The organism is Pseudomonas sp. SGAir0191 (assembly GCF_002812565.2).
GTDB classification, from domain to species: Bacteria; Pseudomonadota; Gammaproteobacteria; order Pseudomonadales; family Pseudomonadaceae; genus Aquipseudomonas; species Aquipseudomonas parafulva_B.
The window spans coordinates 2,131,512-2,156,669 of sequence record NZ_CP025035.2 but is presented as its reverse complement, the minus strand read 5'-3'; the positions used below and the strand labels follow the sequence as shown (position 1 = coordinate 2,156,669).

Below are 25,158 nucleotides of genomic sequence, written 5' to 3'. Positions count from 1 at the left end.
GGCTTGATCGATGCCGCAATTCTTCATTGACCGCCCTATTTTCGCTTGGGTGGTGGCGCTGTTCATCCTGCTGGCTGGCGCCCTGGCCATTCCTCAGTTGCCTGTGGCGCAGTACCCCAACGTTGCGCCACCGCAGGTAGAGATCTACGCCGTATACCCTGGCGCCTCGGCGGCAACCATGGATGAAAGCGTGGTCAGCCTGATCGAGCAGGAGCTCAACGGCGCCGACAACCTGCTGTACTTCGAGTCGCAGAGCAGCCTGGGCAGCGCCACCATCACCGCCACCTTCGAGCCGGGCACCGTGCCCGACCTGGCCCAGGTCGACGTGCAGAACCGCTTGAAAGTGGTCGAGTCGCGCCTGCCACGCCCGGTTACCCAACAAGGGTTGCAGGTGGAAAAGGTGTCCACTGGCTTCCTGCTGCTGGGCACGCTCACCTCCGAGGACGGGAAATTCGACGAGACCGCGTTGTCCGACATCCTGGCGCGCAACGTGATGAACGAGATCCGGCGCATCAAGGGGGTCGGCAAGGCGCAGCTGTATGGCTCCGAGCGCGCCATGCGCATCTGGATCGACCCAGCCAAGCTGGTCGGCCTGAACCTCACTCCCAACGACGTGGCCGAAGCCATCAGCGCCCAGAATGCGCAGGTAGCGCCCGGCAGCATCGGCGACCTGCCCAGCCCCGCTACCCAGGAGATCACCGCCAACGTGGTGGTCAAGGGCCAACTGACCACACCAGAAGCGTTTGCCGCCATTGTACTGCGGGCCAATGCCGACGGTTCGGTGGTGACCATCGGTGATGTAGCACGGGTAGAAATCGGTGCCCAGGAGTATCAGTACGGCACGCGCCTGAATGGCAAGCCGGCCACCGCATTCAGCGTGCAGCTGGCCCCGGGTGCCAACGCCATGGAGACGGCCACACTGGTGCGCGCCAAGATGAAGGATCTGGCGCGCTACTTCCCGGAGGGTGTGAAGTACGATATTCCCTACGACACCTCGCCGTTCGTCAAGGTCTCCATACAGCAGGTCATCAGCACGCTGTTCGAAGCGATGGTGCTGGTGTTCGCGGTGATGTTCCTGTTCCTGCAGAACCTGCGTTATACCTTGATTCCCACACTCGTGGTGCCCGTGGCGCTGATGGGTACGTTCGGCGTGATGCTGTTACTGGGCTTTTCGGTCAACGTGCTGACCCTGTTCGGCATGGTTCTGGCCATTGGCATTCTGGTGGATGACGCCATTGTGGTGGTCGAGAACGTTGAGCGAATCATGGCTGAAGAAGGCCTGGCGCCCCGGGAAGCCACACGCAAGGCCATGGGCCAGATCAGCGGGGCGATCATCGGCATCACGCTGGTGCTGGTAGCCGTGTTCCTGCCCATGGCCTTCATGAAGGGCTCGGTCGGCGTGATCTACCAGCAGTTTTCGGTGTCCATGGCAGTTTCCATTCTGTTCTCGGCCTTCCTTGCCCTGAGCCTGACGCCGGCGCTGTGCGCGACGTTGCTCAAGCCTGTGAACCAAGGCGAGCATCATCAGCGCGGCGGTTTCTTCGGCTGGTTCAATCGGCGCTTCGAGGGCATGAGCAAGGGCTATGAGGGCTGGGTGTCCCAAGCACTTCGCCGCAGCGGGATCTACCTGCTGGTGTACGCCGTGCTGCTGGGCGTGTTGGGCTACGGCTTCAGTCAGTTGCCCACTGCCTTCCTGCCCACCGAAGATCAGGGTTACACCCTCACCGATATCCAACTGCCGCCAGGCGCTAGCCGCATGCGGACCGAGCAGGTGGCGGCTCAGATCGAAGCGCACAACGGCGGTGAAGCTGGCGTGGGCAATACCACGGTAATTCTGGGTTTCAGTTTCTCCGGCAGTGGCCAGAATGCGGCGTTGGCCTTCACGACCCTGAAGGACTGGTCTGAACGTGGCGCCGATGACAGTGCTCAGTCCATTGCCGATCGCGCGAACATGGCATTCACACAGCTCAAGGACGCCATCGCCTTCGCCGTACTGCCGCCGCCGATTGACGGCCTGGGCGAGTCCACCGGCTTCGAGTTCCGCCTGCAGGACCGGGGTGGGCTGGGTCATGCCCAACTGATGGCTGCACGTGACGAGCTGCTGGCCAAGGCGAGCAAGAGCCCGCTACTGACCAACGTGCGCGAGGCGTCCCTGGCCGAAAGCCCGCAAGTGGAGCTGGAGATCGACCGCCGTCAGGCCAACGCGCTGGGGGTCTCGTTCGCCGATATCGGCTCGGTGCTGGACGTAGCCGTGGGTTCGAGCTACGTCAATGACTTTCCAAACCAAGGCCGCATGCAGCGGGTGGTGGTGCAAGCTGAGGGCGATCAGCGCAGCCAGGTGGAAGACTTGCTGAAGATTCACGTGCGCAACAGCGCCGGCAAGATGGTGCCGCTTGGCGCCTTCGTCCAGCCCCGATGGGTCAGCGGTCCAGTCCAGTTGACGCGTTACAACGGTTACCCAGCGGTGTCCATTTCGGGTGAGCCGGCAGCCGGACAAAGCTCCGGTCAGGCCATGGCCGAGATCGAGCGAATCGTGGCGCAGCTGCCGCCCGGCGTGGGGCTGGAATGGACCGGATTGTCGCTGCAGGAAAGGCTCTCGGGCAGCCAGGCGCCGCTACTCATGGCCCTGTCGCTGTTGGTGGTGTTCCTGTGCCTGGCGGCATTGTATGAAAGTTGGTCGATCCCCACAGCCGTACTACTGGTGGTGCCCCTGGGCATTCTGGGTGCAGTCCTGGCCGTCACGTTACGCGGCATGCCCAACGACGTGTTTTTCAAGGTGGGTTTGATCACCTTGATCGGGCTTTCGGCAAAGAACGCCATCCTGATCATCGAGTTCGCCAAGGGCCTGGTGGACCAGGGAATGGATGCCACCCAGGCAGCCATCGAGGCTGCACGTCTGCGCCTGCGGCCCATCGTGATGACGTCCCTGGCTTTCATCCTTGGGGTGGTGCCGCTGGCCATCGCCACCGGTGCCAGCTCGGCAAGCCAGCAGGCCATCGGTACGGGGGTCATTGGCGGTATGTTGAGTGCCACACTGGCGGTGGTCTTCGTACCGGTGTTCTTCGTCGTGGTGATGCGTTTGTCCGGGCGCCGACGGCCACTGGAGCCTGGCCACGAGCCAGCCACGCGCAGTCACTGACTGGACAAGCGGAGCGTGAAGTGGGAGGGTTTCGGGCATTGACTGCCCGGAACCCTTTTTCATGCCTGCTACACTGCCCCCTTGCTCTGTCCTCATGCTCGCCGGTGGCCGTGGCCAACGCATGGGTGGCCGTGACAAAGGGCTGATCGACTGGCAAGGCCGTCCTCTGATTGCTCACGTTCACGCGGTGGCTCGGGGGCTCAGTGATGACCTGATCGTTTCGTGCAATCGCAATCAGCAGGTGTACCAGCGGTACGCCGAGCAATGCGTGAGTGATACCGAGGCCGGCTTCCCTGGCCCACTGGCTGGCGTGCTTGCCGGGTTGGCGGTAGCGCGGCACGGATGGGTGGTGGTGCTCGCCTGCGATGCGCCACGGATCGATCAGATGTTAGTCAACGACCTGCGGCGCGCCGCTTTGACGGCCAACAGTGCCGCCATGGTCCGCCAAGGTGGGTATTGGCAACCGATGTTCAGCGTGCTGCCCCGCGCCATCCTGCCACTGCTTGAGCAAGCCTGGAACGCTGGGGAGCGCAGTTTGCAGAGAGCCTTGCTCGGCTCGCCCGTGGCGGCGGTTGATTGCGCTGAAGAGGATTGCCGGTTGAATAATTTCAACAGCCCGCAGTGGCTTGAGGACTGACAAGGTGGCTGTCGGTGTTTTTCCCGGTACAAAGAGCAACGGTGGGCTGCGGTGCGGCCTCTGGAATTTAGCTTCGCAGCATAGATTGCCGGGGCTGTCTCGCAACCCATTGCGGCCTGTCAGGCGCCCTGGCAATGTCGCACTTAAGTGCTATATACGTCAGCAGATATCGTGAATACTGTTCCGACTATAACTATCAAGCGTAACCAGACACCTCTATTCAAAGTTAAAACAGGTTACTGTTTCTGTTTGTGCTTCTGTTGATCTTGATCTTGATCTTGATCTTGATCTTCGCGACTTCAGAAGGCCGAACGCAGGTCTTGCGGAGGGAGGTGACAGGCATGGATGCCTGTCAAGCGCTGGGCCCCAGGATGGGGCCTACAGCGCGGTCCTCCCGGGAGCAAGACCGGAGTGAGGGAACCCCGAAGCGTAGCGTAGGGGCCGTATGAATGGAGCACAGCGTTTTTTGGTTACTTTTTGTCGCGTTTGACAAAAAGTGACTCGCCGTTGAACTGACCCCCAAAAGTTGGACAGTGAGCGCTATGGGGCCAGCGCGTGGGTCCGAAATTGTATCGGACTCAGGCCATTAAGTCTGAGGCTGATGCGTTTTTGGTTGTAGTAAGCGATGTAATCATCAAGTCCTGAAGCCAACTGCTCGACATTTTCAAACGACTCCAGGTAAAAATATTCGCTCTTGAGTGTGCCGAAAAAGCTTTCCATTGCGGCGTTGTCTAGGCAGTTGCCCTTACGCGACATACTCTGCTCAATGTTCTTCTCGGCCAGCATATGCCGGTAAGTGGGCTGCCTGTACTGCCATCCTTGATCGGAGTGCAATATCGGTTTATCACCTGGATTCAGCCGCTCAAAGGCTTGCTCAAGCATTGCCGAGACCATCTTGAACTCCGGGCGCCGGTTAATCTGATAAGCGAGGATTTCGCCGTTATACAGGTCCATCAACGGCGAAAGAAACAGCTTCTGCCCCTTCACTTTGAACTCTGTCACGTCGGTTGCCCATTTCTGATTAGGGGCTCCTGCCTTGAATTCTCGCCTGAGCAGATCAGGCGCAACCAGTCCCTCTGAGCCTCGGTACGAGCGATATTTCTTCGCCCTGACCAGCGACTGGAGACCCATCAGCTGCATCAGTCGCTGCACCTTCTTGTGATTAATCATCCGACCGTTGTGCTTGAGGGTCTCAGTGATCCGGCGATAGCCATACCGTCCTTTATGCTCGTGATAGACGTTGTTGATACTCTCTTTCAAAGCTGCATGCTTGTCAGTCAACAACACCTTGCTTTGGTAATAAAAGGTACTACGTGCAAGCCCGGCAGCACGTAACAGCAGAGCGAGTCGATGCCCGTGCCTCAATCCCTGGACAGCCTTCGTTTTCTCGCCTGCGCAGTGCGAGGGTCCGCTTGGATCAAGGCATCGAGCTTTTTTAGATAAGCATTCTCCGCACGCAGATATTCCAGCTCTTCGAGCATTTGCTCGGGTGTCAGGTCGCTATCCGAAGCGGTAGGAGGACTTGCGCTGGTTTTTTTCGATGGCTTACGGGGCATGCTCAACTCTCGGGTATGATGCGGATGAAGTGCTTCAACTCCGCCTTGATCATACAACCTTTTCCACTGCCTGATGCTACTTGGACCACGAATATCAAACTGGATGCAGGCTTGCTGGGCAGACAATCCTTCTTGCTCAATGCACTGCAAAACCTTCAATTTGAACTGGGCATCGTAGCGGCTGTACTTGGCACTTAAACCGGCTGCGCCGTGTTTTTCATAGCCCTTTACCCACCGACGTAGCATCGATGGACTGAGGTCATGCTTTAGCGCCACTTCATGAATGCTAGGAGCAGAAAGGCACTCTTCGATGAGTGCCTGTTTGAGCGCCAGGTTGTATTTCGTCATGGAACACCCTCCGGTGAGATAGGTGTCCAACATTCGGGGGTCAGTTCACGTAATGGCGAAAAGGTGATTAAGCGTCGCCATCGCAAATAGAGTATGCTCTCTTTCAATACCCACACTCAGCAATAAAACTTCAAACTTAAAACTTCAAACTTCAAACTTCAAACTTCAAACTTCAAACTCAAGAGCGTGGGCGCATACAGCAAGTTGGTATTCATTGGCGCGGGTGGCGCGCAGTCACCTTTCCGCCCTTACGGCGGCTCACTTTTTGTCTTGTCAAAAAGTGAGCAAAAACCGCCTGCTCCTATCATCCGGCCCCTGCGCTGCGCTCCGGGGTCCCCTCGCTCCGGGCTTGCTCCCGGGAGGACCGCGCTGCAGGCCCCATCCTGGGGCCCAGCGCTTGACAGGCATCCATGCCTGTCACCTCCCTCCGCAAGCCCTGCGCTCGGCCTCCTGAAGTCGCGATCTGCGGCGCCTGAACTAACGCGCGCTTAGAAGCAAACGCAGAAAGCATATTGCGGTAAGGGCAAGGACAGGGACGACGGTAATCGCTTGGCCATCGCCGAGTTACAGGCGGGCTGGACATGGGTTGCAAGCAACCCAATCCGCTCGCCCTCCCCCCAGATCAGTCCGCCAACCGCCAGGTTGTCCCGCCCTTGCTGTCTTCAAGCACCACACCCATGGCCGTCAACTGGTCACGAATGCGATCGGACTCACCCCAGTTCTTGTCCGCCCGCGCCTGCAAGCGCGCCTGGATCAAACCCTCGACCTGAGCAGCGTCCACCTTCCCTTCAGCGCCTGCACGCAGGAAGTCATCGGCCTCCAGCTGCAACACACCCAGCACGTCACCCAGCTCACGCAAACGCCCCGCCAAGCCAGCCGCGGCCGACACGTCGCTCTCGCGCAGGCGGTTGATCTCGCGAACCAGATCGAACAACACGGCGCAGGCTTCAGGCGTACCGAAGTCGTCGTTCATCGCAGCAGTGAAACGCTCGACGAAGGCCTCCCCGCCGCTGGCCGGTACACGAGGCAAGCCACGCAAAGCATGGTAGAACCGCTCCAGTGCACCCTTGGCGTCGCGAAGACTGTCCTCTGAGTAGTTGATCGCGCTGCGGTAGTGGCTGGCCACCAGCAGATAGCGCACCACTTCAGGGTGATACTTTTCCAACACGTCGCGAATGGTGAAGAAGTTGTTCAGCGACTTGGACATCTTCTCGCCGTTGATGCGGATCATGCCGCAGTGCATCCAGGCGTTGGCGTACGGCTTGCCTGTTGCAGCTTCGCTCTGGGCAATTTCGTTCTCATGATGCGGGAACTCAAGGTCGCTGCCGCCGCCATGGATGTCGAAACTCTCACCCAGGCAGCACGTGGACATGACCGAGCATTCGATGTGCCAACCAGGGCGGCCAGGCCCCCAGGGCGACTCCCAGCTGGGCTCGCCCGGCTTGACGCCTTTCCACAGGACGAAGTCCAGCGGATCCTGCTTGGCCTCGCCAACCTCGATTCGCGCACCAATACGCAAGTCTTCGATCTTTTTGCGCGAGAGCTTGCCGTAACCCACGAACTTGCCGACGCGGTAGTAGACATCACCGTTGCCAGGCGCATACGCATAACCTTTGTCGATCAAGGTCTGGATCATGGCATGCATGCCGGCAATGTGATCGGTGGCGCGCGGTTCCTGGTCCGGAGGCAGGATGTTGAGACGGCGTTCGTCCTCGTGCATCGCATCGATCATACGGGCGGTGAGTGCGTCGAAGGTTTCGCCGTTCTCGTTGGCCCGGTTGATGATCTTGTCATCGATGTCAGTGATGTTGCGCACGTACGTCAGGTTGTAGCCGCTCTTGCGCAACCAGCGGGTGGCCAGGTCGAAAGCCACCATGCTGCGACCATGGCCCAGGTGGCAGTAGTCGTAGACGGTCATGCCGCAGACGTACATGCGCACGTTGTTGCCGTCCAACGGTTTGAACGGCTCCTTGGTCTTGGTCAGGGTGTTGTAGATCGTGAGCACGGTGGTTCCTCAGCTGCCCCAGGAGTCACGCAGGGTGACGGTGCGGTTGAATACCGGGCGGCCCGGCTGGCTGTCCTTGAGGTCAGCACAGAAGTAGCCTTCGCGTTCGAACTGGAAGCGATCTTCCGGCTGCGCCTGGGCCAGGGAGGGCTCGGCACGGCAGCCGCTGAGCACTTGCAGCGAATCAGGGTTGATGTTGTCGAGGAAAGTGCCACCCTCCTCGGTCTTCTCAGGGTTCGCCGAACGGAACAGACGGTCGTACAGCCGGACTTCGCATTCCACGCTGCCTTCAGCCGGCACCCAATGGATCACCCCCTTGACCTTGCGGCCTTCGGGGTTCTTGCCCAGGGTGTCCGGATCGTAGGAGCAGCGCAGCTCGACGATGGTGCCCTCGGCGTCCTTGATCGCCTCATCGGCGCGGATGACGTAGCTACCGCGCAGGCGCACTTCGCCGTTAGGCTCAAGACGTTTGTAACCCTTGGGCGGCTCTTCCATGAAGTCGTCGCGGTCGATGTACAGCTCACGTGCGAATGGCAGCACGCGCACGCCCATGTCTTCCTTGGGATGGCGCGGCAGTTCGAGCTGTTCGGTCTGGCCTTCGGGATAGTTGGTGATCACCACCTTCAATGGGCGCAGCACGCACATCGCGCGGGGTGCAGTACGGTCCAGATCGTCGCGGATGCAGAACTCCAGCATGGACATATCGACCACACCGTCCGAGCGGTTGGTACCGATCATTTCGCAGAAGTTGCGGATCGACGCCGGTGTGTAGCCACGGCGGCGGAAGCCCGACAAGGTGGACATGCGCGGGTCGTCCCAGCCCTCGACGTGTTGCTCGTCCACCAGTTGCTTGAGCTTGCGCTTGGAGGTGATGGTGTAGTTGAGGTTAAGACGGCTGAACTCGTACTGGCGCGGATGCGCAGGCACCGGCAGGTTGTCCAGGAACCACTCGTACAGCGGCCGGTGTCCTTCGAACTCCAGCGTGCAGATGGAATGGGTGATGCCTTCGATGGCATCCGACTGGCCGTGAGTGAAGTCGTAGTTCGGGTAGATGCACCAGGTATCGCCCGTCTGGTGGTGATGGGCATGGCGAATCCGGTAGAGGATCGGGTCACGCAGGTTCATGTTGGGCGAAGCCATGTCGATCTTGGCGCGCAGCACGCGCTCACCATCCTTGAACTCGCCGGCCTTCATGCGCGCGAACAGGTCGAGGTTCTCCTCCACGCTGCGCTCGCGGTACGGGCTGTTCTTGCCTGGTTCCTTGAGGTTGCCGCGGTATTCCTTGGCCTGCTCCGGCGTGAGGTCGCACACGTAGGCCTTGCCCTGCTTGATCAGCTCGACGGCCCAGGCGTGCAGTTGGTCGAAGTAGCTCGAGGCGTAGCGAACGTCGCCGGCCCAGTCGAAGCCCAGCCACTTTACATCGCGCTGGATGGCATCGATGTACTCCTGGTCTTCCTTGGCAGGGTTGGTGTCGTCAAAGCGCAGGTGACAGACACCTCCAAACTCCTTGGCCAGGCCGAAATTGACGCAGATCGACTTGGCATGGCCGATGTGCAGGTAGCCATTGGGCTCGGGCGGGAAGCGGGTGACGATGCTGGCGTGCTTGCCCGAGTCCAGGTCGGCCTGGATGATCGGCCGCAGGAAGTTCGCAGGGACAGCGGGGGCGCCTTTGGCAGCGGCGTTGGGCGCGTTGTCGGCAGTGGGCTTGCTCATAGGATCCTTGAATGCACGTAGCCGGCCTGGGTAGGCCGAATGAATCAAAGGGCCTATCATAGCCGAAGCAGTCAAGCTGCCGACAGTCGGGCTCCGCCAAACTCGCGTGATTTCTAACGCCTTTTTGCCGCAGCCTTGGCAAAATGGCGCAAGCGCGCCATGTGTCCTCAACGCCTGACGCCGCGTCTGGTAGTAATCAGCGCCCAGCGCATCCTATTTTCGATTGCCTTGAAAAAGCGAGTTTCAGCATGTCCAAAGTCAAACTTAGCACCAACCACGGCGACATCGTCCTGCAGCTGGACGCCGAGAAAGCGCCGCAGACGACCGAAAACTTCGTTCAGTACGTCAAGGACGGCCACTACGACGGCACCGTTTTTCACCGCGTCATTAAAGGCTTCATGATTCAGGGCGGCGGCTTCGAAGCTGGCATGTCCCAGAAGAAAACCCGCGCCAGCATCCAGAACGAAGCCGACAACGGCCTGAAGAACAAGAAGTACAGCATCGCCATGGCCCGCACCATGGACCCGCACTCTGCCTCGGCACAATTCTTCATCAACGCGTCTGACAACGATTTCCTCAACCACAGCGGCAAAAACACCCAGGGCTGGGGCTACGCCGTGTTCGGTGAAGTGATCGAAGGCCGTGAAGTCGTCGACGCCATCGAAAAAGTTGCCACCGGCTCGAGCGCTGGCCACCAGGACGTACCAAAGGACGACGTGATCATCGAGAAAGCCGAGATCATTGAGTGATACTGCTGATCTCCGATCTGCACCTGCAAGAAGAACGCCCGGACATTACCCGGGCGTTTCTTGATTTGCTCGAAGGTCGGGCTCGCCAGGCCAAGGCGCTGTACATATTGGGCGACTTTTTCGAAGCGTGGATCGGCGACGATGCCATGACCGCCTTTCAGCAGTCGATCTGCCAAGCCATGCGACGGCTCAGCGACAGCGGCACTGCGCTCTACCTGATGCACGGCAACCGGGACTTCCTGATCGGCCAGGCCTTTTGCGAGGCTGCAGGTTGCACGCTGCTGAGCGATCCTTGTGTGGTGGAGCTGGGAGCGGAACGGGTGCTGCTGATGCACGGCGACACCTTGTGCACCCGAGACCTGGGCTACATGAAAATGCGGCGATTGCTGCGCAATCCCGTGAGTCTTTGGTTGCTTAGGCACCTCCCCTTGTCAGTTCGCCTGAAATTGGCACGCAAGCTGCGCAGCGAAAGCCGCGCTCAGACGCGAATGAAATCCACGGAGATCGTTGACGTCACGCCCGAAGAAGTGCCCAAGGTCATGGCGGCGCACGACGTGCGCACACTGGTGCACGGCCATACCCATCGCCCGGCGATTCACAAGCTGATGGTGGACGGGGAGCCGGCCCGGCGTATTGTCCTGGGCGACTGGGACAAGCGTGCCTGGGCCTTGCAAGTGGACGCGCAAGGGTTTCAGCTGGCGCCGTTCGAATTTCCCTAAGTGCTTGAGCGCTATTTGCTCGATAGTGGCTAGCCCGCCTGAGCGCAATATCGGGCGCCGGGCTGATGCTTATGCGGGAGACGAGCAAGGCTTGTCTCCCATTCCGACACTCACTGAACGCCTAGCCGCTCATCTCGCTCACGGATAATCACCTCCCGGTACGCTGGATCGGCCTTTATCTGCTTCTCTGTGAACGGGATATCATGCAACCGACCGGCGGCGAACGCCTTGGTCTGATCACTGGCATGGGGCGAGGCCGCCTCGCTCGATTGGGAGAACGCCAGCAGGCCGCGTGCCTTGGGGCCTTCATCGGTGAAGCTGACCAACTGTAGGTAGCTGGTGCCGCTGACAACCAAGCGCTTGCCCTGCCCCATCGGCACACTGTACATGGCGTTGTACACGCCAAGTGCCTGGGGCCCGCCCGGCACTGGCGTGCCATCTTGGGCCTGTTGTACCTGCCCCCAGTGCGCCTTCGGGTCGATGCCCTCCTCGGCCACTTGCCGGAGTGAGGCAAGGGCCGCCTGATGAACCACCTTGCTCACCGATGCCTGCTCAACCGCCAGACCACGCGGGGTATGCACAGGATCGTTGGGATCGAACGCCACTCGCCATACCTGCGGTTGTTGCTCGATTGCGTTGTAGATGTTTTCAAAGTGGACCAGCCCCATGTTGCTCTGCTGGTTGGCCTTGCCGTTCCAGCTGGCCAGGCTGCGGCACACGGGCTGGACATCAGTGGGGGCACGCTTGCACCAGCTCAGCAAATCTGGCAGCAGCAAACGCGCAAGGTAGACTTCGTCATCGGTCACCAAGCGCTGCAGATCTTCCACACCAAGCAGCGCCCTGCCTTGCAGACGTTCCAACGCGAAGCGCCCACGCATGCCCAGAGGCTGATCGCTGCGGCTGACCAAGGGCGAGTAGCCTGTCATCGGCTGCGCAGGGTTGGTCATCCAGGCTGGATCGTTGGAGTTCTGCACGAAATCATCGCGCTCCAGACGGGGCATCAGCTCAGCCGGAAACGTACCGGGTTGGGCTGCGCGGCTGTCGACTTTCCAGTTGCACAGGCTGCGGGAACCATCGAGCACTACCAGCGGGCCTGCCTGTTCGCCACCGCAGGCATCGAGCAATGCCTGGTCGACGTAAGGCACCACTGACTGGTTCAGGTAGGTCGTCTTGCCACGTTCATCCACGGCGACGGTGTTGACCCATGGAATACCATGCAGCTGCTCAACGGAACGCGTCAGCGCCGCCACGCTGTCGGCACGATTGATCTGGTACCACTGTTGCAGCACGCGGGCGTTATCACTGTTGGCATCGCGCAAGCTGTAAGCCGTATGCCTGTCCCAGTCCAACCGCCCAGGCCACTGAACGACCGGACCAAATGACGAGCTATACAGAACACGCTCGACTTTTTGCAGTCGGCCATCGGGGGCCTTGACCATGATGCTGACGCTTTGGCGGGTCAGCGGCAGTGACTTGCCGTCGAGCACATACCGGGTTGGGTCCTTGGGGTCGAGTTGCAGGCGAAACAAGGTGAAATGCCTGGAAGTGTCGACGGTATGGGTCCACGCAAGGTGGCGATTGAAGCCGATGTTGATCATCGGCAAGCCAGGTAATGCTGCACCCATCACATCGAGCTTACCGGGGATGGTCAATTGCATCTGGTAGAACCGCATGCCTCCCACCCATGGGAAATGCGGGTTGGCCAACAGCAAACCACGGCCATTGACCGAACGCTGGGCACCCACTGCAATGGCGTTGCTGCCACGCTGGGTGGCAAACCGTTGCTGCTGTTCCAGCGCTTTCCCATAAGCGACGGCGGGTTGCCGGGCATCGTTCTTGGGCGGCTGCGCGCCGGCCAGGGCTTCGACGAACTGCCCGACCCCACCTTCTGCAAGTAACCGCCGTGTAAGCTTGACCAGGTCCTGGCTGGTGATGGCGCGCACCCACTCCCCCCCTCCACATTCCGGTGGCAGGCCCTGCTGACGACGCTCGGCCAGTGCTCGATTGAACCCACTGGCATAACCCGCCAAAAGGGCCTGGATGGCAGCGGGCTGTGCGTCCAGAAAAGCCTGCACCTGCACCGGCCCGTTGAGCCAGGTGAAGAACACATCACTGGCCAGGTTCTCGCGCTGGTCCACGGTCTGACCTTGACCACCAAAATAGCGCGAGCGCTCACCGCTGACCGTCAGGACCTGGTCAGCCAGCAGACAAAGATTGTCCTGGGCATAGGCATAGCCAATGCCATAACCGAGACCTCTTTCATCCTTGGCCACGATATGCGGCACGCCATAGGTAGTGCGACGGATCTGGGCGCTGGCATCTGGCGCTACGGGACGAGCGTGTGCGGTTAAGGCCGCAACCATGAGCGCTGCAGCCAGACCGGCACAACGGCTTGAGCAGGTAAATGGGGACACGGACACTCCTCGAATACGGTTCATCCCGGTGAAACGAACGAACGCAAGAAGAGTTTAGGCGGCCTTTACGCTCAGGCCTGACGCTCATGTACAGGGACCAAGCGGAACTGGAAAAGAAGCCGCTTTATCTCAGCCCACAACAACTGATGAAGGTTTTTTCGCTTTGCATTGCAGATTACAGGCGCTCATTCGTCTTATTCAAAGAGGCACCCATCGTTCGGGTTCGTCCAAGAAAAGGAGCATTCACATGTACAACCCGCCAACTCCAGTGCAAGCCAACACGGCGCAAGCCAACACCCCGACTGGGCAGGACGCGCAGGTCGACGAACGAACCGGCAACGAGCAGATACGGGAGTTGCTGCGCAGCTTCGGGCTGCGTACCAGCCTGATACGGCTGAAAGTGATAGACGCCCTGCACGCGGCAGAGCGAAATGGAAGAAGCATTGGCGTGCGAGGTGTGCATGCGCAACTGGAGCAGTTGGACATACCGTTGTCATTTCTCAGCGTACGAGAAGTGCTCAAGCGGTTATGTGCCGAAGGCGTGATCCAGCTAGGTGCTGACAAATGCTACAGCCTTGATCCGCAGGCGCGTGCAGTACTGGAGCGATCCACCTCGGCCTGAGCAGCTGGGCTGGCCACTGAACCGGCAAGCGTCATCGCCTGACTTTACGTCGGAGTATGCCGTTGATCACCACCACGACCACGGCAATGGCGATAGCCAGCATCTGAAAGGTCTGCTCGCTGATCGTACCCGCTTTTTGCAAATGGGAAAGACCGATCATCAGCCCAAGGACCACCAGAATGATCAGGAGGGAATATTTGAGGCGCTGCACGTGTGTCATCGACGGTTCCTTGCTACATCCGGGACAGATGGCTTAGCTCAAGCCGCGCAGATGATACAACGTTCGCCCGCCCCGGCGCTGCATTTCCTGCTGCCTGGTAGCACCCCAAGCTGAAAATATATGGCTTCATCACACGTGTGGGGAGCCCCATGAACAAACGCCTGCTAACACTCATACTGTGCTTGGCCGCCACGCCACTGCATGCTTTCAATACCACTGAGGTGCCTTGCGCAAGACTGCTTGATCTTGGTCACACGCTGAGCCAGAAAGCAGGCAGCAGCCAGTGGCAACAGTTGTGGCAACGGGTTCGAAAGGCTGGCTATCTGAATCCTGGCAACACCTCGTTGCGATTCGAGGTGCCCTCCACTGCATTGCCAGCACTTGCGCAGCAGACCCTGGCGCGCGCCGACCAGGTCCGGCCGGTGTCCGAAACCCAGGCGATCTACCGCCGGACCTTCGATGACCGGATTATCGGATCCCGTAACGGGCAGACTCTGCACGCGCTCTGCGTGCAGGTGGACTGGAGGTCCGTGCCATCCGGGCTGAGAAGTCTTCAAGAGGCACACCTGGGCAGTGCCAGTCTACTCAGTGCCTACCCCTGCGACTGAGGTGCTAATACCCAAAGTGCCATATGTTGCGCTCATTCCCCGGGAAGACTCACGTCTCGAGCGCTTGCATGTGTTTTTCCTACACGGTGAGACTGCGCTGCCTGCATAAGCTAGTAATCGAAACTACAACCCTCACCCCTAATGGCGCCTAGCGGGTCCCGCCGGCTATCACAGAAAATTTAGCCACACCTCGACGTTATGCCGCTGGTGACCCCTACCATTTTCGAAGGAGCGTCATATGGAAACGCCAGACTTGAGCCACATCGACGTCAGCCAATTGCCGCAATCGCTACAGGCGCTGATTGAGTGCATAGGCATAGAAAACGCGTACCAGCTGACCTACGCATTTGGCGGTAGGCCTAAGTACATTCCAAAACACCGCGATCGAACCAAGCTTGCTGACGTGTTACCGGCTGAGGCACTCGACGCCCTGATCAAGCGCTTTGCAGGTGTCGCGCTTGAGATCCCCAAGGTTGATCATTTTATCCGCCAATTGCGCAACCAACAGATTCAGAAAGAAAGCGCCAGCGGCTTCTCGCGCAGCTTGTTGGCCGACAAGTACGGTCTGAGCCTGCGCCAGATCGGCAACATCCGTCGCCAGGATTTGCCATTGCGATGAGCGAAGCCTCATCAACCCATACCCACCCTTAACCTGAAATGTAAAAAGAGAACCCAGCATGTCCATAGACAATAGCCTCATAGGATCTGTCATCAATGCCTTGCCCATGGACCGCATGATCGCGGGCCCGTTGCAGGCCATGGTTCAGGCTCAGGTCACCGCCAGCAAATCCTACGCAGACTTCCTCATGCAAGTCTGCGTACAGGACGGCAAGGCGGTCGCCATCCAGTTCGACTATGACGAAACCATCGTCGACGAGCAGGGCCAACCACAAGGCGTGGTGAAGAAGACGCTGCAAGTGCCGCTAATGGCGGCGATCACCCACCCCAACATCGCCATCGAAAACGGCACCGTCGAATTCGAGCTGGTCATCAATCAGATGTCCGAAGACACATCGGCCAGGGACATGAACGCAGAAGGCGCCGCCTCCTTGGGCTGGGGCCCCTTCAAGCTCAACGTCAAGGGCAGCGTAAGCCATAAGTCCTCGCAAACGCGCAAGACCGACACCCGGGCACGCTACGCCTTCAACACGACCCTCAAGCGACAGGACCCACCAGAGGCAATGATGAGGGTGATCGACTTCCTCACGGAGGCGGCTACCAAGCCCATTATTGCAAAGGATGTCACGCAGCAATCGCCCGCCTTGAGTGCGCCGTCTCAGGCTCAGAAAGAGCTCGATAGCCCAACGGCATGACTACTGTCAGCGCAGTCACGGCGCGGCGCGAAATATCCCCCTGAATGCTCTTCAGGGGACCCACTTGGCCCAATGAGTCGAACCCATGGACAAGAGCCCTGTCCCCATGACCTCCATTGACCTGCGCGAAATCACTCGCGGCCTGCAGGAAGCTGCGAGCGCCGCCAACAGCATGATCGCGCAACAGTACATTGAACTGTTCGATCGTTTTTTCGACTGCAATCACCAAGAGCTGGGCGCGCCGATGACCGCGAAGATGGTCGAGGTGGCCATGGATGGGCAGCACCTGATGCGCGTGCCCCTTTTCGCGCTAGTGTCGCCTAAAGGGTTGGCACTGGAACGGATGCAGGTCGACCTGTCGGTTCGCGTCCAGAATACCGAAGCACAACGAGCATTGACCCCAGCCGACGCAAGCCGCTCGGCCAGTTTCAAGGTAACCATCGGTGGCCAGGGGCGCCAAGGGGATAGCCGCGACCCCGACGAGGTGCAGATCCGGATGCAGTTCCAGGCAAGCGAACCGCCCGAGGCCCTAAACCGGCTGATCGAGGAATACACCAACTTGATCATCCCAGTTCGCGCCCCGGCTCCGGCTCCGGCTCCAGCGCCACCACCTTCGCCCACCAACGAATTCATCGAGGCGGCGACGGTACGTTGATTCCCAAATCACCTGCTTAACCCGACTCTCGGTCGGACCAAGCCGGCAACCTTCGGTGGCGACTAGAAGTCGCGTTTGTAGAAGACGTCCAGGGAGCTTGCCACTCCACTGGCAGCCTCGACATACACCTTCTTGCTGAGCTTGTAGCGCAGGGCGATGGTGTTGGCCGGCTCGAACACCCCTACTCCATAGCGCAGGCTGAGTTTCTCGGTCAGGTTGCCACTGGCCACCACACTGGTGGTGTTGCCTGAGCCCTCGGTATCGAGCTGGAAGTCATCGATACCCAGGCGCGATGCCACATTACCCGTGATCCCTGCGCTGCCGGCTAGCCCCAGGCCCAAGGCGGCCTCGGCCAACATGTTGCTATCCTCACCCGATGCCCCCAACGGACGGCCAAGCACCAGGTAGGACAACGCTTGTTCCTGGCTCATGGCAGGCTCGGAAAACACCGTACTGGTCGGTTGCTCGGCGTTGCCGCTCAAGCGGATGCCGGCGATCACGTCATCGACTTGACGGATCGCTTCGATGTCCAGGTAGGGCTGGTCGATCGGCCCGGCAAACAGCAGCCGGGCGCGGCGGATGGTCAGCCGCTGGCCGTAGGCGCGGTAGCGACCATCGGCCAGGCTCAACTCGCCGCGCGTATCGAGGTTGTCACCGATATGCACGTGCCCCAACAGGTTGGCAGTCAGGCCGAAACCACTGAACGACAGTTTGCCTCGGCCTACCTCGACATCGATATCCATGGCCATGGCCATCGGCGGCTTGCCCTCCTCGGTCTGGTTGCCGACGATGACCGTGTCGTCGGAAACCTTGACCGTGGAAGGGGGCAGCTCGCGCACCGTGATCTTGCCGTTGGGCACCTGCACCTTGCCTGTGACTGCCAACTTGTCGTCGATCAGTTCCAGGGTAAGGTCCGGCGCTACCTCCAGCGTGGCATAGGGTTCGACCGTGACAGGCAACTGCTGCCCTTGCACGCGGATGTTCATCCCCAGCGCCTGGCCCCAGGTCAGGTTGCCATCGACCTGGCCGCGGCCTGCAGTGCCGCTGCGCCAGGTGCCGGCAAGCTGCACCTGTTCACCCGCGATCCGGGCCTGAAGGCCCAGGTCCTGGAACTGAATCGGCAGTTCGGCACCGGTGATCTGGCCGCCGCTCAAATTCATGCTGCCGTTGACTTGCGGTGCCAGCAGCGTGCCAGACAGCTGTCCGCTCCCCTTGAGCTCCCCAGCCAGGTGCTCAACCATCGGCACGAAGGGACGGGCCACTGAGAGGTCGAGACCGGCCAGGTTGAAGTCGCCGGACAACGGCTTGTCCTTGCCCAGTGGATCAATACGCGCCGTGAGATTCAGCTGCCCCAGGCGCTCCCCCAGGAATGCAAGACGCGTATCGATACGCCGCGGCGCCAAGGTGCTATCCAGCCGCAGGGTCTGGTAGGGGAAATCGACCCAGCGGTTACCGTCATTGACGCGCAATGTGCCGCCACTGGCGTCAACCACCACGGTGCCCTTTGGGCCGCTGGCGGGCAGGTCCAGGTTGATGTCGGCATTGAGCAGGCCCTGCCATGCGAAATCCTTGGGCATCCACTGCGCCAGGCTGTCCAGCGGGAAGCGCTTGAGGTGGTACCGCAGGCGCGGCTCAGGCGCCAACCGTTGATCATCACCACACAGACTGGCCTGCCCGGAACGCCAGCAGTGGGCGCCGAAATCCAGCTGACCGCTGGCCAGGCGCTGCAGTTTGGCAGGCGCCTGCAATTGCCAGTCTTGCCCGCCAGCCTGTACCCGCCCAGTGGCCAGACGGCCGCGCCAGTCACCGTTGTCCAGTTGCCCGTCCAGCCCCACGTCCAGCTTCAGCTGCGGGCCGTTCAACGCCAGCGTCAATGCCTGTCGTCGCATGTCGCCATTGCCGACCGCCTGCAGCGTACCGAGGGCGGTATCACCCGCCTGGATACCCGTGACCTTCAAGTCGACATTGGCCCGTTGCCGGTCGTCCAGACGGGCCGAGAGATTCAGTTGCTGCAAGCGATTTTCGGCCTGTGCCAACCCGGTACCGCGCAATGCCAGCGTGCCTTGCGGCGCCTGCAGGGTACCGGCCACGTCCAGTTGCCCCTTGACCTGGCCCTGCAGCTCGGGCCACAGCTGCCCCAGCCGTGGCAGATCAATGTCCACCTTGCCGGCCAGGCGCTGTTGCAGGCTGCCACTTCCGTTTATACGGTTGTCACCCAGTTGCACGCGCAAGGCTGCCAGTGTCCAGCGCTGCCCTGCCCCGTCCGCCTGAACGTTGAGCACAGCGGGTTGGCCGCGCAGGCGCCCCTTGAGGTCGAGCTGAGCGTCGAGCGACAGGTCATCGCCCTGCAGCTGGCCTTTGCTACGCAACGGCCCGGCCAATGTTCCAGGTAGCTCCGCCACCCAATAGGCCGGGTTCAGCGCCGACAACTGCAGGTCCACGTCCCAGGCGAGCGCTTGCGCGAAGCGTACGGCCACACGGCCTGTCGCCTTGCCTTGTCCCGCAGTAAGCGCCAGCGTTGGCAAAGTGACCTGCTCAAGATCCCCTTCGAAGGGGCTTGCCACCTTGAAGGCGCCGGCCGGCCCGTCCAGATCGCCATCGAAGCTGCCCTCGTAGCGACCGTCGCGATAGCGGACCTGCGCGTTCAGGCGTTTGAGCGTCACCTCAGGCGGTGTATCCAGCGGATACAGGCGCAGCCAGGGAAAGTCCTGCCAGGCCAATTGCGCGTCCGCTGCCAGGCCATCCTGCCAGTCGACCTTGGCTTGCAGCTTCACCTGCTGGCTATCGCCTGCGTTGAGATCAAGGCCTTTGACCACGGCACCTTTGCTGTCGACCACCCCGGACAAAGCCAGGGCGATGGGCGACTGCTGGGCTGGCAAGTTGGCAGACCCGGTCAATGCATAGCCAGTCTCAAGGTTCCCATCGGCTAACAGCACCAGGTCATCGAGCTGCAGGGTGTCGGGCAGTGCCTCGGATGGCTTGAACGCCTTTGTCTGAATGCTCAGGCTGGCCGGCAGGTGGTCGGCCAATGCCTGGACCTTGCCCGCAAGGGTGGCATCCAGATACCCACTGCTCGTCCCGGTCAGGTCAAGCGAGCGTTGCAGTTCACCCGTGGCTTGCAATGCCAGTTGCCATGGCTTGTCACCCACGGCAGGGAGCTGCACCTGGGCCTGTAACTGCACGGGCCAATCGCCTTGGGGTTTCAGGTCACCTTGCAGGTCCAGCTGCAGATCGTCGCGGGTCAGGTGCAGGCTGTCGATGCGCATGCCTTCACCGGTCCAGTGCGCAGCCAGTTGCAGATCACCGAGCAGGTCGCTGCCATCCAGGCGCAGTTGCCCTATCTTCACCTCGCCCAGTTCGATGGCAAGCGGCAAGTCCAATGTGGGCAGTTGCAGCGGGCCGTCGTCGCTGACGTCAGTCGAGGGGGCGAACGCCATGTCGATACGTTCTGCGTGCAACTGCTCGATGCACAAAGCCCCACGCAGCAGGCATGCCGGGGACCAGCTCAGCAACGGCGCCTGCGCCTGGACCTGGGTCTGCCCATCGACGTAGGAAAGACGAGTGGCTTGCCAGGTGCCCGCCAGGCGTCCTGTGAAACCCTCCACGGTCAGCCCAGGAACCTTGCCCAGCGCCCAACGGCTGCCGCCCTCGGTGCCGATCATCAACGCGATGGTCAGCGTCAGGACGGCCACGAGCCCAAACAGGCCCAGCAGCATGTATTTGATGACAGGTTTCAAAGCTCAGGCCCCATGGAAAAGTGCAGGCGGATGCCGCCGTCGTCGTCCAAGGCCTTGGCCAAGTCCAGGCGTAGCGGCCCTACCGGTGAAACCCAGCGTACGCCGAAGCCGACCCCCGTCTTCAGGTTGGGCAACTCGAAGTTGTTGAACGCGTTGCCCTGGTCGACGAAGGTCGCCAGGCGCCATTTGTCCGTCAGGGAATACTGGTATTCGACGCTACCCGCCACCAGGTAACGGCCACCGATGCGATCCCCGTCGCTGTTTTTCGGCGACAGGGTCTGGTAGTCGTAGCCGCGCACGCTCTGGTCGCCACCAGCGAAGAACCGCAGCGAAGGCGGAACGCTGTTCTGGAAACCGTTGGTGGCGCTGCCGCCGAACTGAATGCGGCCCAGCAGCCGGTGGTTCTGACCTACCGTGGTGAGCCCTTTGAGCAGCACGTTGCCGCGCAGCAGGTTCGTATCGGAACCCAGGCCTTCCTTTGCCACTTGCGCTTCGAACTGCACGCGATAGCCATTATGGGGGTCAATGCGGTTGTCACTGCGCAGGAATGAATAGCTGATACCGGGCATGAGCAGGTTGCTAAGGCCCGCATCGTCCCCCAGCCGGTACTCTTCGCGTTGGTACTTGAGCGATATGACTCGCTGCCAGCCGCTGGGCAGCTTGCTGTGCCATTCAGGGCCTACCGTCAAGAGCTTGCTCAGGGTGTCGGTGCCCGCCAGTTCTTCGTTCTGGTACCCCCCGGCAAATCGCAGTTTGTCGGTCAATGGCGGGTCCAACGGGATATCGTACCACAGCCCCACGTTTTGACGCGGCGCCGACAGCTCCGCCTCCCAGCCATAGCTGTGCCCCTGGGGATTGACCCAATGGCGAGTCCAGTTGGCCTTGCCGCGCGGGCCAACGTCGGTGGAATACCCAAGGCCCAAGCCCAGTGTGCGAGGCTTGCGGGTTTCCAGGCGTACATCGACCGGAATATTCTGAGCGACTGCGGCCGTGGGCGCGGCGTCTACGCGCACGCCCTCGAAGTAGCCGCTGGACTGCAAGTCGCTGTTGAGCTCGGCAATCAGCTCCGAATCGTAGGGCGTACCGGGTTTGAACGAGACCATCCGCTGCAGCAAATCGTCGTCCAACGGCGTATCGCCACTGAAGGTGACCGCGCCCAGTCGGTACCGCGGCCCACTTTGGTAGACCAGGTCGATATCGGCCACCCCGGCACGGGGATCGACGGCCAGGCGCTGCTGGCTGAAGCGACCTGCGAAGAAGCCATAGCGTGAGGCCTGGTTCTGAATGACACGCTTGGCATCCTCATAGACACCATGGTTCAGTTGCTCGCCAGTGCGAAGCGCGCCGCCGGAAGGCACTCTGAACGCGGTCATGTCACTGGCGGGCCCCTCGACGCGCACGGTCACGTTGCGCAGGCGTATCGGCTCGCCGGGCACGATATTCACCACCAGTCGTGGTGAACCGTCATCGTCGCGGGGCGGCTTGACGTCGGTACTTATCTGGGCCTGGTAGTAGCCCAGCGCCTGGGCCGCTTTGCGCGCCTGCTCCTCGGCCCCGCGACTGAAACGCAGCAGCGCTTGCTCGTCGCGGTCGCCCAAGCTACCGATATAGCCCTCGACATTGGCCTTGAGCGCCTTGTTGGCCGGCTTGACCGTCACCACCAATTCGCTCTGGCCCCATGCAGCAAAGCTGGCGGCCCAGATCACCAGGCCCCAGCGAACTCTTCCTGAATATGTCATCCCGCGCATGCTACCAGACCAAGGGTGTAAAAGAAGCCAACCGAAACGCCATTCACGCCAAGGGTTCACTGACCTGAGCGCTGTCATACATGAGGATGCGTTGGCGCACTGTCCCAATGGCGACCTCGCCAACCTCGACAAAGCCTTGCGTGTGATAAAACGCCACGTGTTCATCATTGCCCGTGTCGACGACGATCCCTTCGACCGGCCCATCCTTCATGCACCATTGTTGTACCGCATGTAACAACTGGGCCGGATACACCTGGCCTTGCAGCGCCGGCAACACCCCCAGTAGCGGCAGCACGTGCACTTGATCGGTAGGCCGGCATGTCGAGACTGCCGCCTGGTACGCCATGAAGCGCCGGGTGGCGCGCACCCCCGCGCCAACCATCATGCGCAGGCGCCAGGCCCAACTGTCAGCCACACCCAGACGCCGCAGTGGCGGCACAATCAGCGCGACGCCTACCAGGCGATCGTCCAGCAGCAGGCCAACGGCGGGCAGTTGAAGGTAGAAATGCTGGCGTACCCACTCGCGTAGCAGCGTACGCAGGCGGCGCTCATAACCAGGGCGATGCGCTTCGAGCAGATAAGCGAAGGTAGGGTCGTCCCGGTAGACGGTGTACAGCAGTGCCCGGGTTTCGCGGCGATAACCGGAGTCGAGCAGGCAAACGCGGGCCTCGGCGGCAGGGGCTTGAGACATGGAGGTGAACCTTCTGGGCTGGCTGATAGGCCTTGGAGGCACAATGCCGCGCATCGTTCACCTTCGCGCCATGTCAGCCGCGCCTAAGCGCCCTCATGCTGGTGATCAACGCCGATGTCGGCTAGCATCGCGCCTTTTTACCGGGATCGGCTCTGCATGAAGATCGTCTGTTTCAACATCAATGGCCTGCGGGCGCGCCCACACCAGTTGGCCGCCTTGGTCGAAAAGCACCAGCCGGACATCATCGGCCTGCAGGAAACCAAGGTCAGCGACGATCAGTTTCCACTGGCCGAGGTCCAGGCTCTCGGCTACCACGTGCATTACCACGGGCAAAAGGGCCACTACGGTGTCGCCTTGCTGTCACGCCAGGCACCTTTGAGCTTGCACAAAGGGTTCGCAACGGACGAAGAAGACGCCCAGCGGCGCTTCATCTGGGGCACCTTCGCCGACCACCACGGCAACCCCGTCACTGTCATGAACGGCTACTTCCCCCAGGGCGAAAGCCGCGACCACCCCACCAAGTTTCCGGCCAAGCAGCGCTTCTACGCGGACCTGCAAGCACTGCTCGAAAGCCAGTTTCGCAGTGACCAGCCCGTGTTGGTCATGGGCGACATGAACATATCCCCAGAGGACTGCGACATCGGTATCGGCCCAGACAATGCCAAGCGCTGGCTCAGGACCGGCAAATGCAGCTTCCTGCCAGAGGAGCGGGAGTGGATGGAGCGCTTGAAAAGCTGGGGGCTGGTGGACAGCTTTCGGCATCTGCACCCCGGTGTCGACGACCGTTTCAGCTGGTTCGACTACCGCAGCCGCGGCTTCGAGGACGAACCCAAGCGTGGCCTGCGCATCGACCTGATCATGGCCTCGGCAAGCCTGGTTCCGAGGATCAAGGCTGCAGGCGTGGATTACGAACTGCGCGCGATGGAAAAACCGTCGGATCATGCGCCCATCTGGCTAGAGCTCAGCTAAGCCAGCCTAGGGCGCAGGAGGCCTTGTACGGCTCACAACGTGGTGCGCAAGGCCTCGCCGATACCCACACCGCGGCCATCATCGGCAGCACTGACCAGGGCGAAACTGTAGGCGCCATGGGACCAGTATCGGGCCTGGAGCTGACCATCGATTCGCTGCCCTTGCGGCATGCGCCGGAAGTGCTCGCCGGGTGAGCGCAGGAACAGGCTGATACGGCGCCCCGCCCCGTCCTGGAACACCACCAGCGCCGCCGGCCCTTGCTCGTTACTGAGCAGCCGGGCGCCCACCGGGACGAACCCATAGCCTGCCAGATCAGGCAGTTGGCCCACCTGGTGAAAGTGCGCTTGCAGCCAGGTGCGCAATTGATCGGGATCACGCGCCTGAATATCCAGCGCTTGGCTGTCGGCGAACAATCGGTGGGCCTGCACGGCATCAGCCATGGGCTTTGCGTCGGCAAAGCTGGCATCGCGCGCCTGCCACCCGCCAACTCCCCCAGCGCCTAAGGCTAGGACGATCGCTGCAGCACTTGCCCAGCGACGCTTCAGGCGGTGTCGCGCCTGTTGGCGCAGCTGATCGCGGTCAACCCGCGGGCCTGCCAGCGGCTGCGCAAGCCCCGCCAGGCTCGTGCGCAACTGGCGCGCATCGGCGCGCCAGCCTTCCACACGCTGCGCAGCCTTTGGATGATTGGCCAGCCAGGCCTGGACTTCGGCACGGCGCACCGGGTCCAGGAGGTCATCAACGTAGGCGTGAAGCTCTTCTTCGCTAGGAATAAGACGGGTCATTTCAATCTCCGCAAGGCCGGTGGTCGAGGGCTGTCCTCGGTTAATGCACGCAGGGCATCGCGCGCGCGCGACAGCCGTGACATGACAGTACCGATGGGAATACCCAACGTCTGGGCAGCCTCCTTGTAACTCAGGCCCTCAACGCTCACCAGCAACAGCAACGCGCGTTGCTCGGTCTTGAGCCGGCCAAATGCCTGCAAATCCGCCTGGGCCAGCACGATGTCCTCAAGGTTATCGCCGGCCGTTTCTTCGGCCGCGCTACTGCTGGCGAACCAGGACAACCAGCGGGCATGCAACCGTTCTCGCCGTTTGCCATCCAGAAACAATCGATAAAGGATGGTGAAGAGCCAAGCGCGCAGGGCATCGGGATCCTGGTGCTGCTGACGCCGGCTCAAGGCACGCTCGACCGTGGCCTGCACAAGGTCATCCGCACTTCCTGCCTCGCGGGTCAGCCAGAGGGCGAAGCGACGCAGTCGGGCCAGTAGCGCTCGCCATTGTTGGTCGTCCAAGTCCTGCATGGAAATTATCCGGTC

At 61.0% G+C, this 25,158-nt stretch carries 20 protein-coding genes; 10 read left to right on the top strand and 10 right to left on the bottom strand.

Annotation, left to right across the window (positions count from 1 at the left end; genetic code table 11):
* Positions 1 to 10 precede the first annotated feature (10 nt).
* Together CWR53_RS09850 and mobA are read left to right on the top strand one after the other, a co-directional pair.
* Positions 11 to 3,139 carry an efflux RND transporter permease subunit gene (locus tag CWR53_RS09850; protein ID WP_100851382.1) on the top strand — a complete coding sequence of 1,043 codons (3,129 nt, stop codon included), beginning with the start codon at positions 11 to 13 and terminating at the stop codon, positions 3,137 to 3,139.
* Between the two features lie 61 nt (positions 3,140 to 3,200).
* The gene (gene mobA, locus CWR53_RS09845) at positions 3,201 to 3,776 is read left to right on the top strand and encodes a molybdenum cofactor guanylyltransferase MobA (protein ID WP_058605033.1); all 576 of its coding nucleotides are present in this window, start codon (positions 3,201 to 3,203) and stop codon (positions 3,774 to 3,776) included.
* A gap of 540 nt (positions 3,777 to 4,316) precedes the next feature.
* Here the strand turns inward: mobA and CWR53_RS09840 are convergent.
* The 3 genes from CWR53_RS09840 to CWR53_RS09830 all read right to left on the bottom strand — a co-directional run bounded on the left by CWR53_RS09840 (position 4,317) and on the right by CWR53_RS09830 (position 9,398).
* Positions 4,317 to 5,680, bottom strand: a protein-coding gene (locus CWR53_RS09840) for an IS3 family transposase (RefSeq protein WP_100850704.1) whose coding sequence is annotated in 2 segments (ribosomal slippage) — positions 4,317 to 5,215 and positions 5,215 to 5,680 — 1,365 coding nt in all. Because the reading frame shifts where the segments join, the coding sequence is not laid out codon by codon here.
* A 622-nt stretch (positions 5,681 to 6,302) separates the two neighbouring features.
* The gene (gene cysS / locus CWR53_RS09835; protein WP_058605167.1) at positions 6,303 to 7,685 is read right to left on the bottom strand and encodes a cysteine--tRNA ligase; all 1,383 of its coding nucleotides are present in this window, start codon (positions 7,683 to 7,685) and stop codon (positions 6,303 to 6,305) included.
* 9 nt (positions 7,686 to 7,694) lie between these two features.
* A complete protein-coding gene (locus tag CWR53_RS09830; protein WP_058605166.1) occupies positions 7,695 to 9,398 on the bottom strand; it encodes a glutamine--tRNA ligase/YqeY domain fusion protein in 1,704 nt (567 codons plus the stop codon).
* Between the two features lie 248 nt (positions 9,399 to 9,646).
* Here CWR53_RS09830 and CWR53_RS09825 point away from each other — a divergent pair, with 248 nt between their 5' ends.
* Together CWR53_RS09825 and CWR53_RS09820 are read left to right on the top strand one after the other, a co-directional pair.
* Complete coding sequence (locus CWR53_RS09825; RefSeq protein WP_100851381.1) at positions 9,647 to 10,147, top strand: peptidylprolyl isomerase; 501 nt, start codon at positions 9,647 to 9,649, stop codon at positions 10,145 to 10,147.
* Complete coding sequence (locus CWR53_RS09820; RefSeq protein ID WP_058605165.1) at positions 10,144 to 10,866, top strand: UDP-2,3-diacylglucosamine diphosphatase; 723 nt, start codon at positions 10,144 to 10,146, stop codon at positions 10,864 to 10,866. The genes CWR53_RS09825 and CWR53_RS09820 overlap by 4 nt, the downstream gene beginning before the upstream one ends.
* A gap of 110 nt (positions 10,867 to 10,976) precedes the next feature.
* On the opposite strand, the gene CWR53_RS09815 is transcribed toward CWR53_RS09820, so the two are convergent.
* Positions 10,977 to 13,229 carry an acylase gene (locus tag CWR53_RS09815; RefSeq protein WP_258313237.1) on the bottom strand — a complete coding sequence of 751 codons (2,253 nt, stop codon included), beginning with the start codon at positions 13,227 to 13,229 and terminating at the stop codon, positions 10,977 to 10,979.
* A 298-nt stretch (positions 13,230 to 13,527) separates the two neighbouring features.
* On the opposite strand from CWR53_RS09815, the gene CWR53_RS09810 reads away from it, so the two are divergent.
* On the top strand, positions 13,528 to 13,902 hold the full coding sequence (locus CWR53_RS09810) for a fe2+ zn2+ uptake regulation protein (RefSeq protein ID WP_100851379.1): 375 nt from the start codon (positions 13,528 to 13,530) through the stop codon (positions 13,900 to 13,902).
* Between the two features lie 31 nt (positions 13,903 to 13,933).
* Here CWR53_RS09810 and CWR53_RS09805 read toward each other — a convergent pair whose 3' ends face one another.
* On the bottom strand, positions 13,934 to 14,122 hold the full coding sequence (locus CWR53_RS09805) for a hypothetical protein (protein WP_023533551.1): 189 nt from the start codon (positions 14,120 to 14,122) through the stop codon (positions 13,934 to 13,936).
* Between the two features lie 149 nt (positions 14,123 to 14,271).
* Between CWR53_RS09805 and CWR53_RS09800 the strand changes: the two genes are divergently transcribed.
* From CWR53_RS09800 to CWR53_RS09785, 4 genes are all read left to right on the top strand, one after another.
* Complete coding sequence (locus CWR53_RS09800) at positions 14,272 to 14,730, top strand: hypothetical protein (protein WP_058605162.1); 459 nt, start codon at positions 14,272 to 14,274, stop codon at positions 14,728 to 14,730.
* Between the two features lie 238 nt (positions 14,731 to 14,968).
* On the top strand, positions 14,969 to 15,349 hold the full coding sequence (locus CWR53_RS09795) for a Mor transcription activator family protein (protein WP_058605161.1): 381 nt from the start codon (positions 14,969 to 14,971) through the stop codon (positions 15,347 to 15,349).
* A gap of 58 nt (positions 15,350 to 15,407) precedes the next feature.
* Positions 15,408 to 16,043 (top strand): DUF2589 domain-containing protein, encoded by a 636-nt coding sequence (locus CWR53_RS09790; protein ID WP_058605160.1) that lies wholly within the window; start codon positions 15,408 to 15,410, stop codon positions 16,041 to 16,043.
* 85 nt (positions 16,044 to 16,128) lie between these two features.
* Entirely contained in the window at positions 16,129 to 16,698 is a 570-nt protein-coding gene (locus CWR53_RS09785) for a DUF2589 domain-containing protein (protein WP_058605159.1), read from the top strand.
* Positions 16,699 to 16,760: 62 nt separating this feature from the next.
* On the opposite strand, the gene CWR53_RS09780 is transcribed toward CWR53_RS09785, so the two are convergent.
* From CWR53_RS09780 to CWR53_RS09770, 3 genes are read right to left on the bottom strand one after another with little or no spacing between them, the layout of a single operon-like run.
* Positions 16,761 to 20,435 carry a translocation/assembly module TamB domain-containing protein gene (locus CWR53_RS09780; protein ID WP_100851378.1) on the bottom strand — a complete coding sequence of 1,225 codons (3,675 nt, stop codon included), beginning with the start codon at positions 20,433 to 20,435 and terminating at the stop codon, positions 16,761 to 16,763.
* A complete protein-coding gene (locus CWR53_RS09775; RefSeq protein WP_058605157.1) occupies positions 20,432 to 22,174 on the bottom strand; it encodes an autotransporter assembly complex family protein in 1,743 nt (580 codons plus the stop codon). The genes CWR53_RS09780 and CWR53_RS09775 overlap by 4 nt, the downstream gene beginning before the upstream one ends.
* A 52-nt stretch (positions 22,175 to 22,226) precedes the next feature.
* Positions 22,227 to 22,874, bottom strand: a complete 648-nt coding sequence (locus CWR53_RS09770; protein ID WP_100851377.1) for a GNAT family N-acetyltransferase — start codon at positions 22,872 to 22,874, stop codon at positions 22,227 to 22,229.
* 156 nt (positions 22,875 to 23,030) lie between these two features.
* On the opposite strand from CWR53_RS09770, the gene xthA reads away from it, so the two are divergent.
* Positions 23,031 to 23,843, top strand: coding sequence for an exodeoxyribonuclease III (gene xthA, locus CWR53_RS09765; protein ID WP_100851376.1), 813 nt, complete (start codon positions 23,031 to 23,033; stop codon positions 23,841 to 23,843).
* A 32-nt stretch (positions 23,844 to 23,875) separates the two neighbouring features.
* Here the strand turns inward: xthA and CWR53_RS09760 are convergent, their stop codons facing one another.
* Positions 23,876 to 24,625 (bottom strand): anti-sigma factor, encoded by a 750-nt coding sequence (locus tag CWR53_RS09760; RefSeq protein ID WP_100851375.1) that lies wholly within the window; start codon positions 24,623 to 24,625, stop codon positions 23,876 to 23,878.
* Positions 24,622 to 25,143, bottom strand: coding sequence for a sigma-70 family RNA polymerase sigma factor (locus CWR53_RS09755; RefSeq protein WP_058605153.1), 522 nt, complete (start codon positions 25,141 to 25,143; stop codon positions 24,622 to 24,624). The genes CWR53_RS09760 and CWR53_RS09755 overlap by 4 nt, the downstream gene beginning before the upstream one ends.
* Positions 25,144 to 25,158 lie beyond the last annotated feature (15 nt).

Coding starts and splice junctions, on each gene's coding strand:
- CWR53_RS09800 (WP_058605162.1), top strand. CDS start 14,272: ATGAACAAACGCCTGCTAACACTCATACTGTGCTTGGCCGCCACGCCA.
- mobA (WP_058605033.1), top strand. CDS start 3,201: ATGCCTGCTACACTGCCCCCTTGCTCTGTCCTCATGCTCGCCGGTGGC.
- CWR53_RS09850 (WP_100851382.1), top strand. CDS start 11: ATGCCGCAATTCTTCATTGACCGCCCTATTTTCGCTTGGGTGGTGGCG.
- CWR53_RS09795 (WP_058605161.1), top strand. CDS start 14,969: ATGGAAACGCCAGACTTGAGCCACATCGACGTCAGCCAATTGCCGCAA.
- CWR53_RS09825 (WP_100851381.1), top strand. CDS start 9,647: ATGTCCAAAGTCAAACTTAGCACCAACCACGGCGACATCGTCCTGCAG.
- CWR53_RS09785 (WP_058605159.1), top strand. CDS start 16,129: ATGGACAAGAGCCCTGTCCCCATGACCTCCATTGACCTGCGCGAAATC.
- CWR53_RS09770 (WP_100851377.1), bottom strand. CDS start 22,874: ATGTCTCAAGCCCCTGCCGCCGAGGCCCGCGTTTGCCTGCTCGACTCC.
- xthA (WP_100851376.1), top strand. CDS start 23,031: ATGAAGATCGTCTGTTTCAACATCAATGGCCTGCGGGCGCGCCCACAC.
- CWR53_RS09810 (WP_100851379.1), top strand. CDS start 13,528: ATGTACAACCCGCCAACTCCAGTGCAAGCCAACACGGCGCAAGCCAAC.
- CWR53_RS09815 (WP_258313237.1), bottom strand. CDS start 13,229: ATGGTTGCGGCCTTAACCGCACACGCTCGTCCCGTAGCGCCAGATGCC.
- CWR53_RS09760 (WP_100851375.1), bottom strand. CDS start 24,625: ATGACCCGTCTTATTCCTAGCGAAGAAGAGCTTCACGCCTACGTTGAT.
- CWR53_RS09755 (WP_058605153.1), bottom strand. CDS start 25,143: ATGCAGGACTTGGACGACCAACAATGGCGAGCGCTACTGGCCCGACTG.
- CWR53_RS09775 (WP_058605157.1), bottom strand. CDS start 22,174: ATGACATATTCAGGAAGAGTTCGCTGGGGCCTGGTGATCTGGGCCGCC.
- CWR53_RS09805 (WP_023533551.1), bottom strand. CDS start 14,122: ATGACACACGTGCAGCGCCTCAAATATTCCCTCCTGATCATTCTGGTG.
- CWR53_RS09830 (WP_058605166.1), bottom strand. CDS start 9,398: ATGAGCAAGCCCACTGCCGACAACGCGCCCAACGCCGCTGCCAAAGGC.
- CWR53_RS09790 (WP_058605160.1), top strand. CDS start 15,408: ATGTCCATAGACAATAGCCTCATAGGATCTGTCATCAATGCCTTGCCC.